The organism is Clostridium lacusfryxellense (assembly GCF_018861735.1).
GTDB lineage: Bacteria > Bacillota > Clostridia > Clostridiales > Clostridiaceae > Clostridium_AD > Clostridium_AD lacusfryxellense.
Genome location: NZ_JAHLEB010000015.1, coordinates 1 through 13,936, shown reverse-complemented (window position 1 = coordinate 13,936; position 13,936 = coordinate 1). Strand labels below are relative to the sequence as shown.

General features: G+C 30.4%; 15 protein-coding genes. 5 read left to right on the top strand and 10 right to left on the bottom strand.

The window, feature by feature from the left end; genetic code table 11:
* Positions 1–54: 54 nt before the first annotated feature.
* The 8 genes from KPL55_RS10485 to KPL55_RS10450 form a co-directional block, all read right to left on the bottom strand.
* Positions 55–1,440, bottom strand: coding sequence for a L,D-transpeptidase family protein (locus KPL55_RS10485; protein ID WP_216306666.1), 1,386 nt, complete (start codon positions 1,438–1,440; stop codon positions 55–57).
* A gap of 20 nt (positions 1,441–1,460) precedes the next feature.
* Entirely contained in the window at positions 1,461–2,783 is a 1,323-nt protein-coding gene (locus tag KPL55_RS10480; RefSeq protein ID WP_216306665.1) for a TolB-like translocation protein, read from the bottom strand.
* Positions 2,784–2,868: 85 nt separating this feature from the next.
* On the bottom strand, positions 2,869–4,323 hold the full coding sequence (locus KPL55_RS10475; protein ID WP_216306664.1) for a sensor histidine kinase: 1,455 nt from the start codon (positions 4,321–4,323) through the stop codon (positions 2,869–2,871).
* Complete coding sequence (locus KPL55_RS10470; RefSeq protein ID WP_216306663.1) at positions 4,307–5,008, bottom strand: response regulator transcription factor; 702 nt, start codon at positions 5,006–5,008, stop codon at positions 4,307–4,309. Before KPL55_RS10470 ends, KPL55_RS10475 begins: the two co-directional genes overlap by 17 nt.
* A 439-nt stretch (positions 5,009–5,447) precedes the next feature.
* Positions 5,448–5,699: a response regulator gene (locus tag KPL55_RS10465; RefSeq protein ID WP_216306662.1), complete on the bottom strand. Its 252-nt coding sequence runs from the start codon at positions 5,697–5,699 to the stop codon at positions 5,448–5,450.
* A 529-nt stretch (positions 5,700–6,228) separates the two neighbouring features.
* Positions 6,229–7,089 (bottom strand): cell division protein, encoded by an 861-nt coding sequence (locus KPL55_RS10460; protein WP_216306661.1) that lies wholly within the window; start codon positions 7,087–7,089, stop codon positions 6,229–6,231.
* A gap of 150 nt (positions 7,090–7,239) precedes the next feature.
* Positions 7,240–8,526 (bottom strand): FtsW/RodA/SpoVE family cell cycle protein, encoded by a 1,287-nt coding sequence (locus tag KPL55_RS10455; protein ID WP_216306660.1) that lies wholly within the window; start codon positions 8,524–8,526, stop codon positions 7,240–7,242.
* Entirely contained in the window at positions 8,517–8,858 is a 342-nt protein-coding gene (locus KPL55_RS10450; RefSeq protein WP_216306659.1) for a PadR family transcriptional regulator, read from the bottom strand. The genes KPL55_RS10455 and KPL55_RS10450 overlap by 10 nt, the downstream gene beginning before the upstream one ends.
* A gap of 264 nt (positions 8,859–9,122) precedes the next feature.
* Between KPL55_RS10450 and KPL55_RS10445 the strand changes: the two genes are divergently transcribed.
* The 4 genes from KPL55_RS10445 (at position 9,123) to KPL55_RS10430 (ending at position 11,616) form a co-directional block, all read left to right on the top strand.
* Complete coding sequence (locus KPL55_RS10445; RefSeq protein ID WP_246599392.1) at positions 9,123–9,923, top strand: phosphorylase family protein; 801 nt, start codon at positions 9,123–9,125, stop codon at positions 9,921–9,923.
* 234 nt (positions 9,924–10,157) lie between these two features.
* Complete coding sequence (locus KPL55_RS10440; protein ID WP_216306658.1) at positions 10,158–10,589, top strand: hypothetical protein; 432 nt, start codon at positions 10,158–10,160, stop codon at positions 10,587–10,589.
* 306 nt (positions 10,590–10,895) lie between these two features.
* Entirely contained in the window at positions 10,896–11,063 is a 168-nt protein-coding gene (locus tag KPL55_RS10435; RefSeq protein ID WP_246599391.1) for a hypothetical protein, read from the top strand.
* A gap of 142 nt (positions 11,064–11,205) precedes the next feature.
* Positions 11,206–11,616: a reverse transcriptase domain-containing protein gene (locus tag KPL55_RS10430; RefSeq protein ID WP_312887267.1), complete on the top strand. Its 411-nt coding sequence runs from the start codon at positions 11,206–11,208 to the stop codon at positions 11,614–11,616.
* Here the strand turns inward: KPL55_RS10430 and KPL55_RS10425 are convergent.
* Positions 11,561–12,136 carry a reverse transcriptase domain-containing protein gene (locus KPL55_RS10425; RefSeq protein ID WP_216306657.1) on the bottom strand — a complete coding sequence of 192 codons (576 nt, stop codon included), beginning with the start codon at positions 12,134–12,136 and terminating at the stop codon, positions 11,561–11,563. The genes KPL55_RS10430 and KPL55_RS10425 overlap by 56 nt on opposite strands.
* 457 nt (positions 12,137–12,593) lie before the next feature.
* A complete protein-coding gene (locus KPL55_RS10420) occupies positions 12,594–13,052 on the bottom strand; it encodes a putative immunity protein (RefSeq protein ID WP_216306656.1) in 459 nt (152 codons plus the stop codon).
* 265 nt (positions 13,053–13,317) lie between these two features.
* On the opposite strand from KPL55_RS10420, the gene KPL55_RS10415 reads away from it, so the two are divergent.
* Positions 13,318–13,464 carry a hypothetical protein gene (locus KPL55_RS10415; protein WP_216306655.1) on the top strand — a complete coding sequence of 49 codons (147 nt, stop codon included), beginning with the start codon at positions 13,318–13,320 and terminating at the stop codon, positions 13,462–13,464.
* Positions 13,465–13,936 lie beyond the last annotated feature (472 nt).

Here is a 13,936-nt window from a genome sequence, read left to right as displayed (position 1 = left end):
ACATTTTTGTAATTATTTTAATTAAGAATTAAGCTGGGTTATAATCAATAACGATTACTGTAAATAACAAACTACCGGAGTCCCCTCAACTATATTATTAAATATCTTTTGAGCTAGTACAATTGGACAATTTATACAACCATGTGAACCATTTGTCAAATATACATTTCCGCCAAATACACTTCTACCTAAATCGTGTATTCCAATCCCATTATTAAAAGGCATAAAAACCGCTACAGGCACACTATAACCTGGACCCTTTAATGTGAAATTTCTTTGTTTAGATTTTAATTTATAAATTCCTGCTGGTGTTACACGATCTTTGGTTGGTTTACCAGTAACTACATTTCCGTCTGTAATGAGTTTACCATTTTTATAAAACCACAAATGCTGCGCTGTAAGATTAATTTCCACATAAGTATTTCCTATATCATTAAGATCATGATTTAAACCTTTCTGCGTATAACTAGGTTCCTTTAATATTGTTTGCCCATCTTTTATAGCTACAATTAAATCTCCAACTTCTCCTGAACGTTGAACTTTCCATCCAAAATCTCCGCCACTGACCTTTACGGTTTTTCCTGTGGATGTAGCAAATTCTCTTTTTGTGCCATATGTCTCATAATGACTATCTAGTTCAGTTAGGTAAGTTTTCATTGCAACTTCATCAAATATAATTGTATTCTTGTCATCAACTTTAATCCATTTATTTATTATAGACTTGCCTATAACTGATTTATCTCCAGCATAGGTATAAGTAATATTTGAAGCTATATACTTATTAAGTAAAGTTTTAGTGTTTAAAATTTCTTTTGAAGTTGAAATATATTTTGGTTTTATATAAATATTTTTTGTTTCTAAATCTAATTTTGTTTCTCCAGTAAGAATCGCACTTGCCGCGACTGCATATAATTGGTTGCTATTTATTTTATTTCCCATAACTTCTTTTACAATCACATAGCCGGTATCCGAATATTTAAAGTTAGCATTTAGGGGCTGGACTATTTTCTTGCTATCCAGACATGAGAGCTTATCAAAACGTGTTTTTAATAGTTTTTCATCATAGGTCACTAAGCCAGATAGTTCAGAATTTTTTGTGTTAAATATCTCATAAAACCACCCGAAAGAATTCTTATTGTCTTCTAAAACCTGAACTTTACCCTTTGAATTATAAATAACCCCAATGTCGACAGCCTTAATTTGTTCAATCATTCCACCACGTTCTTTAAGTACAAGCGTATACTTCGCATATTTTGATGATAGTTCTTTATCTACCTGATTTACAGTTTTACCTGATGCACTAATCCCATTAATTACTGATCCAAAATAAAAATGATTGCTAAAATAAATTGCTATACTCAAATATAGTAGAAAGAGAATAGAGAGAGATGTAATAATAATTTTTATAGATTTCTTGCGTTTTGTTGTTTGTACTTCCATGAGGCACCTCTTTTAATGTTTTATTTATCTAAACTAACAATATAAGTATTTATTTGAGTATTACCTGCTCGAGATGCTCCATAGGTAAATAATAAAGCAGTACTTGTACTATCCCAACAAATATTCGAAATTGACACCCCTACACGTACCTTCTTTTTTATAAATTTACCGTTTTCATCGTTTACTTCAACCATAGTATAATCATTATTTACATCTTTATCTTTTAAACTAGACCCCTTAACTATTTCTTTTGTAATACCTGTCTTTACATCTATAATTTTAACTTTGGACTCAGGGTCAATTGCAGGGTTAGGAGCAACCTCTATATCATCAGCATATTCTACATAAGCAACTTTACTTCCATCTGGTGACAGTGTGTAATCTTTACTATATCTATCTTTAGATAATTTTATTTTATGCAGTTGTGTGCCCGATTTATCCATAATAATAGCTTGATAAGTTGTATTTCTAAATATTCCAGCAGATAATTGTTTTCCAGTATTATCTTTCTCAATTATAATTGTTTTACCCCTTTTGTATGCCCAGTTAAAGGATTCATTTGTTAAAATAGTTTTTATTTCTTTAGTTACAACATCAATAGTCCATAAATTAATTCCCTCTTTTCCATTTTCGCATCCACTATAATAGAATTTACCTTCTACACTAGTTCCTAGATCTTTTATATCATCAACCCCAGCTACCATCTGGACATTATCAAATTTACTGCCCTCCGCATACACTTTTCCAATCATATCAATAATTATCCATTTTTCTTGATAGTTTATAAGAATTTTATTGTTACTTACCCATACAAATTCTGCAACATAATTATCTTTTTCTGTATCTAGCTTGGTAATTTCACCTGTAGATAAATTTAATATTTTTACATTTTTATGCAAATTATCTCCTGAATCAATAGCCTTTTCATACTGCGCACTTCCTACCGTCGGCATGATTCTTTCCTCTGCATAAATTACATACTTTTTATCAGGTGACACACCCATAAATTCATCTATATTTACGTCTTTAAAGTCCTTAGAACTTTTTGTATTTAAATTATAGATACTACAGTATCTTATCGGCTGCGTAGAATCCGGGTTTTTAGAGTCTCCCTTTTTAGTTAATGTTAAAACCTCATTGTCATTAATCCAAGCAACACTTTCAATTTTTTGATATTTGTCAATTTGAAAGCCATTTTGATTTATTTGTGCAGATGGCTTATATTCCATTACTTTTATAGTATGTGTAGTAGATGTGCGAAAACGAGATATTATTCCATAAGTAGTCACACCACCGATAACTCCTATGGCTAGAGCTAAAGATAATATCTTTTTTCTAGACATTGACTTCCCTCCCTTTTACTTTATAAACTCATAATATCAAAAACTTTTCACAAAATTATAAACAAATGTCACAGTTTTGTAAATTCTATACAAAAAATTCAATAGTAAATATAGTACCTTCATTTATCTTAGACTCTACATTTATAGTTCCTTGTTGCTTTTCAACCAGCTTTTTTACCAAAGATAGACCTAGCCCAGCTCCTCCTGTTTCACGACTTCTATGACTTTCAACTCTATAAAATGGCTCGAAAATTATATGCAAAGATTCTTTGCATATACCTATGCCAGTATCAGCAACAATAATAGATATTTTATTGTTAAATTTATGACATTCAACATCTATAGTTCCATTAGGACTATTATATTTTATAGCATTATCAATTAAATTAATAATAATTTGTCTCAAACTTTCCTCGTCTATTGATGCGACGATATTTTCAATATTAGATTTAAAGGTTAGGTTGTTTTTCTTTATTCTCCCCATCATTCGCGTGCAAATATCATCAAGGATTCTTTTTAAATTGACTTCTTTTTTGCTTATTTCAAAGTCGTATTTTTCTAAAGCAGACAAATTCAAAACCTTATCTACCATAGTTGCCAAATGGTCACATTCTTTTGATATATTTAATGTTCCATCATTAATTAAACTCAAGTCATTTTCATACATTCCAATTAATTCTGCATATGCTTTTATAATGGTAATTGGAGTCTTAAACTCATGCGTTACATTACCTATAAATTCCTTTTGTTTCTTGTCCATCTTTTGCAATTTATCTAATGCAATACTCATAGAATCCCGCTCAATTTTAAGTTCTTTGGTGTTTTTTTCTATAGTATTACTCATGAACACTATCCCTTTGCTTAACTCCCCTAATTCATCGTTTCTGTTGACTAAATGTATTTTACCAAAATCATATTTTTGAATATTTTCCACTGATTCTTTCATTATGTATATATCGCGAGTTAAACTGAATAAGTACAGAATACCAAGAATTACACCAACTATTAATGCTGAAAAACCTGCTGCATAAAACATATTTTTTATATTTTCATAAAATAAACTACTTTCTTTAACTGAATATTCAAGTTCTAAAATTGCTACAATAGAATTTTTATATTTAATTGGGGAATAAAAGTATATTATATTATTATTTTTTGTAGAAGATACTCTACCTTGACTGGCAGATTCAATCATAACAGCTTTTTCCTTATTTTCATTAACCATACCATCTACTTTAAATCCAGAGAGAAGATTCCCTTTAATATCATATACACTTGCTGGTATATTTCTAAGCCATGGTTTGTTAAATATGCTTCCTCTAGCTAATTGTGCCGTATTATTAGTTCCATTATCACCTAAACTCGAGCGTTCACTAAAATATTGCTCAAACATATCTTTTTGCTTAAAAAGAGTCGCTTCATTTTCCTTATCTTGATAGCTTTTTATTCCATTAAGTACAAAAACGCTTAAAAATAATATAACAACTAAAAGGAGTGAGGCTGTAAATGTTATAAGCTTAACTTTAATCCCGATCTTCAAATAATTCATCAACTCCTTTATATCCAACACCATGAACTGTCTGTATTAGTTGTTCATAAGGATGTCCTAACTTTTTTCTTATTCTTTGGACATGTGTATCAACCGTACGCGTTCCACCAACATATTCCATATCCCATACAATGTCTAAAAGACGCTCCCTTGAATATACTACATTGGGATTTAAAAGAAGTAGATATAGTAAATCAAATTCCATTTGTGTAAAATCTTTTTTCAAGTTTTTGATACTTACAGTCCTTAGTTTTTTATTGATATTAAAACCATGAATATCAATTAAGTTATCATTACGCCTATCATCTGTTGTTTTTTTAAACCTTCGCGCCAAAGACTTTACCCTTGCTAGAACTTCCCTTAGGTCAAAAGGCTTTGTTAAATAATCATCCGCTCCTAGTTCTAATCCTACTATCTTATCCACAATATCATTTTTTGCTGTGAGCATAATAATACCTATATTTTCATCTTGCAGTATTTTGCAAACTTCATATCCATTTATTACAGGAAGCATTAAATCCAAAATCATTATATGGGGCTTAAAGCTTTTTACCATGTCCAGTGCTTCTTGACCATCATAAGCTTTTTCTACGCAGTACCCATCTCTCTTTAATGCACAAGTAAGTACATTCAAAATGCTCTCTTCATCATCCACTACAAGTATTTTCTCGTTCATATTTTACACCTCCATATTAGAATATAACATATATTCCTTAAGTAAACTTTATTTCCATTTTACAACATATAGTTACAGTTTTCTATATTATACCTTTATTTTTTTATTCCACTTATATAAAATCAAAGTCATGACACGTCCAAATGCCCAATGTAATGTACAAAGGCCCGTCTTTAATAAGATTATTAACACTATGTTTAGCAAAAAAGCAGTAACAGATTTAAAATAAAAAGGGACTGTCTCACTCTAGAAATCAAACTCTTGAGTGAGACAGCCTTTCCTCTATTACCCAACTACCTCCCTAATGTACCTCCTCCTTGTAATAAAGAAAGCTCCTATTTGTAAAACTATATAAGTAGTTTTGGCTGTTAGTTTAGTGATATATTTTTTATCAGTAATATTTGGAGTTGCAGCAAATGGAGAGTATATGTTTAATAAATCACTTTGCATTAGCTGAAACAATAATTACTGGAACCTTAGATTTATTTCTAATGATTTTTAAAAAGTAAAAGCCATCAAAGGTTGGATGATTAATATCTAATATTATAAGATTAGGATCTATATGCTGAACATCTTCTAAGACATTTTGGAAATCATTTAAGAGAATAGTGTCATAATCATAAGCATTTAAATATTCCCGCATATACTTTTTTAAGTTTAAATCATCTTCTATTATTAAAATTTTATTCATAATAAATATCCTAGTTTTATATTTATAATGCTAATTATACCATTTTTTAAAGATATAGAGATATATTTTGAATTAAGCATACGCTAATAATTGTCGTCAAATTTCTTCTAATGCACATCAAAAAATAAAAAAGGTACAAGTGGATTTAGATTTAAATCCACTTGTACCTTATTTAGCCAATATCTATCTCCGTCGCAAATTTATCGTGCAATCTTAAATTTAATATATCTCAAATTTCAAACCTAAATTAGCTTGAATTACTAATGAAGTTGCAACTCTATTATTACTTTATGATTTATTTATTACACATTAATAATAACACTCCCTTATTTTTTATTTCAACAATAAAAGTTTATAGGAAGTGTGAATTATAATAAAGTAGTATCTTATTTAAGATGCTTTTTTTTATTTTATTTAAGGAAAAAAGCAAAATTAAAATAATTAGTACTCGTCTACCACCGTCTTTAGCGGTTTAGTTCTTAGCATAAATAACGAACTCTGGCTATATTTATTACATATTTTATGAATATTATGAATTAATTTTGGAGTTTGCAAACCAAGTTATAGATATAAAATATCCTATTATAGGGGAAACTCCGTATCCCATCAATGGAACTGGAAAATTTCCAAGTAAAGTAGAAATTAAGATAATTATAAAATACATACCAATGCTTACTGATAACAATTTATATTTTTTTGGTGGAAAAAATATAAATGGCAATGGCAATATTACAAGAGAGATAACCCCTAAACAAAGCCATATAAGTCCCATATTCGCTACCAAAATAACTATATTTTCAACATAAGATACAGGTGGTAATTCATCTAAAAACATCCATGAAATAATAATCAAAGTAAAAAGTAACACTACAATACAAAAGCGAAAAGTATTATTATTAATCTTATTCCATAACAACATTATCATTGGAATAGCAAATGCAGATAACATAGAAGCATCAGGTTGTAAAGCAAGCAAAATGGATATAACTATTGTAATAGTAGCTGAAACCCACCAATCTCTTATTTGCAATAATTTCCATATATCTATAATTATAATTGGTAGAATAATTACTGCAACGTAAAACTTAATTGGCCCAACAGATACCCATCTATGAACTCCTTCTATTCCTGAACTAATAAAAGTTAGAAATAAAAGGATTATTGCAATTATAATAGTAGTGGTATTAGTGTTTGCATTATTTTTAACTTTAGATTTAGATTTTTTTAGCAGTATAAAGTATGAAATTATTCCAGCTAATACTAAATAAAAAATATTTTGAACAAAAATATTAATTGGTACTTTATTGGTGTACATTGCTATCACCCCAATAATTATTGATGGTACTGCCATCAATAATGGTATAAAAGTTAATAACCTCAATTTTTTCATTTTTAACTCCTTAACAAATAAATATTATTTTGAAATGTATATTAATTAATAATATCATAAGACTGTGAAATAATTTATAGGTAGATTGTAGTAGCGTCTAATTGAGAATATACACTGCTTTATCTTAAAACTTTAATTAAACGCAGTATTCTAGGCAGTCCAAAGTGTTTTATTCTTTTGTTTATATATATTTGATATCAAGCCTACAACAGCCATACTTATGATAAATTGTGAATTTCCATAGCTTATGAAAGGCAAATCAACACTAGTTATTGGTGCAAGGCTTAGATTCATAAGTATATTCCATACAAACTGAACAGAAAACATTGCTGTAAATCCACTAATTAAAAGCTTTCCATAGCTGTTTTTAACATAAAGAGCAATATTTCCTATTCTTACTAAGAAGAGGACTATTAGAACAACCAGTAAAATTCCAGCAATCCAGCCAAAGGTGTATATGATGTAGGTAAAAATAAAATCTGTGTGTATTTCAGGTAGCATTTTACCGTCAAAGGTAAGTCCCTGTCCCCAAATGCCTGCTGAGTGAATTAGTTTATCTAATTGGATATTTAAATATCCGCTTCCCTGGGGATCACCTTTTGCATTTAAGAAAATTAAAAGCCTTTGAGTGCGGTAGGGTTCCTTAAATAAGAAAAGAATAAATGCAGTTAAGCAGGATGTTATAAGTATGGAGATTTTTTTTATTTTTACTCCAGACATTATCAAAAGAACTATAACTGACGTACAATAAGGCAACAATGCAGAAAATGAGTGGCTAACAATCATTAGAAGAATCGGAACAACAATTATGATACTGCCATAGATGGACTTCCTGTTCTCACTCCAATTAAATTTGCTAAATATGCCGGCTAAGGAGATAGTTAGAAGCCATGGACTTACATCAATAAAATTAATACCTATACCAATAAATAAAAATGTTTTTCCATTAACCGTCCGACCAAATATAATTGTAAGAAGCATAACTGCGATAGTTGCAAGGTATATATATTGGGAATAACTTTTGATTTTCATGTAGTCAAAATAGTATAAAAAAGCAGCAAAAGAGAGACCTATTAATGTACCTATAATGCTTTTGGAAAATAATGAATAATTGAGTATTCCGCTGTAATCTATAAGGAAAATCATTGATAGGCCTAGCACTGCAAAAATTGAAGTTAAAATTATTATGCTCCACTCAGGTTTTTGCTTATGAACTTTATTAAGCTCCCTACCAATAAGAGATGCATCACCCATTTGTGTTAATGCATTATTTATGGCTTCATTTTCAGATAAACCGCCGTCGATATATTCCTGAGCAATTTCTTCAATATGCCCTCTAACTTCCTCCTGAATATCACTATGTATCTTTGAATTCCTAATCTGGCAACATATGCTGCTTAGATATTCTTTTATCTTTTCATTATCATTTAACCCCATGCTATTCCCTCCCATAAAACTTGACCCATAGCTTCAGTAAATACCTTCCATTCCTGTTGCTTTTCCTTAGCCTCAGTTTTGCCAGCCTCAGTAATCCTGTAGTATTTTCTTTTACGAACACCTACATTCTCATTCCAATAGGACTCAATTAAATTATTGGCTTCAAGAGAATGCAAAATAGGATAGATGGTTCCTTCCTTAAATGCAAATACCCCATTAGACTTTTTTTGAAGCTCTTTAATCATCTCATATCCATACATTGATTTCCGCTCAAGCAAGCTTAGTATCAGTATTACAGTACAACCCCTAAGTAATTCCTTATTAACTTTCATAAAATTTCTCCTTTCATACTTAGAATAACTATGCATATTACATCTAGGTATTATTGTAGCAATTATAAAAAGTTTAGTCAATATAATTATTTTTTTTTATTCAAAGAAAAAACAAGTGAAGTTATAGAGGAAACCATACAACGTTTATTATATTGAGTGGGTTTTATCGTTTAGAACTGCAAAATTCTCATGTTATATATGGTATAATTAAGTAAATTTTCAACATTTTTAAATAATTGTAAATATACTTTGAGGGGGATATTAATGATATCAGAAATTTATCAGTATCTTATTGATGGTAATATTAAATATGGTACAAAGGAGAAAGATATATGCAAGTCTGTAATAGGATGCGATAAAAACATAATAAAAGAAAATGTTATTATTGCTCCTTGGTGGGAACCTGACAAGTATGATACTAGTGTACAAGTAGAAATGATAGTTGATGGTCCTATAAAAGTATGGGAATTTTCAATTGAAGATAAAAATTATACATATATTAAAACGGGTATTGGTGCTAGTGTTTGTACCGATGTAATTCTGGCTTTAGGCTGTACTAAGTGCAAAAATATCATATTTGTAGGTTCTGTAGGTTCTCTTATTGAAGGGATAAATATTGGAGATATTGTTATCCCAAGATTTTCAATTTGTGGAGATGGTGTTTGTAAATACTTATCTAAAAACATTGATGTAAATTGTTTCGGTGAACGAAATTATCCAGATGGAAATATGTTTACGAAGGTAACGGATGTCACTGATAAAATTTGTATTGCTAATAAAGTTAAATGGCATATCGCAGATAACTTTAGTGTTGATACTATATTTGCACAGTTTGCTCATTTAGATAACATTATAAGCATGGGGGCACAAGTAATCGAGATGGAAACGTCCGCATCTTTTAAAGCCGCCAATATAAGTGGAATATCAATATGTGCGATTTTTATTGTATCTGACAATTCAACATTAAAAAAATCTTTATATAGTGGACGAACAGAAGAGGAACAACTCTATAGAAGTGAGGTAAGACGAAAAATTATTCCTCAGATTATATATCAAGTATTCTAACAAATAAAAGTTGAGTTACTTTGCTATATTCATATATTAAGTCTCAAGTAACCTCATATCTAATGATATGGGGTTTAACATATTTGGAGTATTTTAATATTCCGAATGTAACACAATACCAATTGAGTTACTTTCACTTTGAGTCTATTACTCATTTAAAAATGATTTTTAATATATTCAATTTATGGTAATTATGGTATGATTATATATATTAAAATAGAGGGGGATATCTTTATGAAAAAAAAGATACTACGGTATATTATTATGCTAATGGCTATAACATTGTTGTTTTTCGGAGTTAGTATAGTTGATAAACTTGTTGAAACATATCAAAAGGATAGTATGGGAAATACAATTGGTTTCGTATTCGAATTTATTGTTTACTGCATTGCAGGAATGATATTTGGTGTTGAAAAATTAATTAGTGAAACGAAGATGAATGGTCATTGGAAGATCAATTTACCGAGACTTATTTTAGTTGGTCTCCCGAGTTTTTTCGTAGGTATGATTGTCTTTTTAATTTTTACATTTCCAATTAATTCACAAATTTTAACTCTTAGTTTTGCTAACTCTAATTTATTTATAAGTTTTATGCAAATGCTCTTCGGATATATTCTTGTCACAAGTTTTTACAAGGTTGAAAAAATATCATTAACAAATGATTAATCATTGTTTCAATTAATTTGGAATATTCTTATATGTCATATCACAAGTACCCCCACATTTAATTAATGTGGGGGTTAATATAATTAAGTTATATTAATATGCCGAAAGTAACACAATGGTAATTGAGTTACTTTCACTTGTGCGCCAGGCATGGGCGTAATCTAATGGGTGAAAGTACCTAGTACGGGTTAATAGTGCCAAGTGCATAGCTTAAGACAAGGGTGTCCACCGTGAGGTGGAATCTGAAGGAAGTCTGCGGCCAAACTCTGGTCTGACGAACAGAAACTACATAAAAGGCATTTGCTTGTGGGTAAATTTGCAAGTCAAAATGAAGCCCAAAACTATTCGAAACTGGCGAATGTAAATGTAGCAGATAGATGGAGTGAAAGATTGCGTTCTTACCCGGGGAGATCTGATAGATATGTTGTGGATACGAATTTAGAAATAACAAACCATACAGTGATGTATGTCTGAACTATCAGAAGTCAGCAGATGTCATAGTACCATGCTAATCGCTTTAGCGTGGGAAGGACTGAACAATAGGAGGTTTTGGAATTTTGAAAGATACGAAGAAATATGATGAAAGCAGACAACTTCATAAAGAAGGCTGAATAGAGTGGAACTTAAAGGTAACGTAGAAGTGCATAGTATTTCTCCTATGTCAGAAGAAGGAAGAAACGGTGCAAATAGATACGGTAATGATTTACTCGAGCAAGTATTGTCGAGAGATAAATTTTCGGATAATAGTTATGGGTTTAGACCTTTAAGGAGTGCAAAACAAGCTGTTGAAAAATGTAGGGGATATATTAACGCTGGACATACATGGACAGTAAATATAGACCTCTCTAAATACTTTGATACGATAAATCATGATAAATTAATAAGGATACTATCGGAAGATATTAAAGATAGTAGAGTAATCTCTCTGGTACGAAAGTATCTACAAAGTGGAGTGATGATAAATGGGGTATTTACGAATACTGAAGAAGGAGCACCTCAAGGGGGGTTCCACAATGTGTGTCATTGAATGAATTATTATCAACATATCCTGCTTTCAACCATTTATATATAGTTTCTTTAGCGGGAAAACCCATTAAACAGTCCATAATGTATTGATGATTAAGATTATCAAAGCAACCTTTGAAATCACCCTCGAATACCCACTGTCTTGTACTCCTTGATGATAGCTTAGTGAATAGGTTGACAATGGCATCTTGGGCTCTTCGCTTAGGTCTGAATCCATATGAAGAAGGTTCGAATTTTGCTTCCCATTGTGGCTCCAGAGCATTTTTAACTATGTTTTGAAATATCCTGTCTTTTATAACAGGTATTCCTAAAGGTCGCATTTTACCATTTTTCTTAGGTATGTATACTCTCTTTACTGGCTTTGGTTTAACATACTTAATGCTATATTTTTTGAGAAGGCTATACAATCTCAATCTATCACTTGAAGTGATTGCAACTTGACCGTCAACACCAGCAGTTTTTTTACCCTTATTAATTTGTGTAACTCGTTTTATTGAAAGTAGCAAATTACCCTCTGGCATTGTAGCTTTCTTTCGATTGCCCTACCTCTATCGAGGAACACAAAGGGCTTATCAAGTTCCACTATTATTAGATTCAAATGGGTAAGCACCCTTCTTTACTCCGATAGATATTTGGGTTACTGCATGATTGGACTACGATTCAATCTTTCCTATCCATAATAAGCTTGTTATGTCGCAGTACGCTTATCTTCATTAACGAAGATTACAAAGGTTCAACTTTCGTTTGTGCTTTCCACTTTTCCCCTAACCCACCATTACTTCTGCGTAAAGCAATAAGATTAGATAATTAACTCTCATGCAACCTACAAACCGATTACTCAGAATGCAGTTTCGAGCGGGGATACATTTAGTAACTAATGCAGTTTCTCACGAAACACTAATAATTAGCGACTTCTTGCCGCACCGTAGTTTACGAATGATGTGTAATAAATTTATCACAGCTTATTCTCATTTTATGCTACGAAAACTTCTTCAATTCATTAAGTTGCCATTCTCTTTCAAAGGTTATAGCGTCGATATCATTTGAACTAATTAAGCCTATTGTTTTTATTGCATAATCCGATGCTACCATTGCATGTTCTCTCATATGTCCACTTGATACTGCTTGACCAACTACTCTTAATGCTGTTTTCTTTATTTCTGAATCGCACTCACGAGCAATCTTATGAATTTTAAAGCCAGCCTGTCTTACATCATACATCCTCACTTTACCTGTCTGCCATAATTCATTTACTATAAATCCATCAACTATTGCATCTATCGAATTATAATCTATATTTACAGTGTCCAAAATATGTTTTGCCATGAGTAACGACCATTTTGCTAAATCTACTTGGTTCATTTTTTCATATAATTCATCAATTTTTTCTCTTAATTCACTATTATCCTTTATCTTTATTTTCACTTTTGTTGGCATAATACACCTCTTCAAAATATTTGATTATTTACTTCAACATATTCTACTACTGTGAAATAACACATTTAGGGGTAGTAACCGCGAAACGAGGATTTTATACGTTAAGACATTTGTTACCAAAATGGTGATATATCTAAGGTAAATATTAAATATACCAGTGTTATTTTAATATTTTTCTCAAGGATTATATATTAGCTAACAAATGTTTTTATCACTATTTTAGATAGCATTATCAATGCTATAATTGTACTTTAACTAACTTGTTTTGAGCAAAAAAATAGGTGCTTTATCATTTAGTGATGAAACGCTAGATATATCAATGCTTTACACCGATGTTATATGTTTTTCTGAGTTAGAACTATTTAGTATTAGTTCTAACTCAGAATGTTTTGATAAAATATATTTTTGGTAATAACTGTCTTAACGTATATTTTCCGCATTTTGCGAGCACTACCCCATAATAGAATACAAGTCCGTCATAAAATATATATTTAATTATACCATAATTACCATAAATTAAGTAATTTACAATTCGTAAAACTGTGTAATAGCCTCAATCTGAAAGTAACACAATTGTATTTATGTTACATTCAGAGTGAGACTATTGAAGCTAGACATATAGCCATAGTTTGTCTTTAGCATATTTAATGAACTTTTCATTTTATTGAAGTTATTTAAAAGATGAAAAATATTTAGTTAGTATAATATTTATATTTGCTGATCAAACTATAATTGAGTTTCTACAGTTATAGAAAAAGTAGTAGGTTGTAGCCGAGGCCACTGAAAAAAGCACTCTTTTTTCAGTAAAGTTTTTAGGTTTGAACAGAAAAAGCATGAGATACCCATATTTTTGGGTATCTCATGCTTTTTACTTTTATATTTAA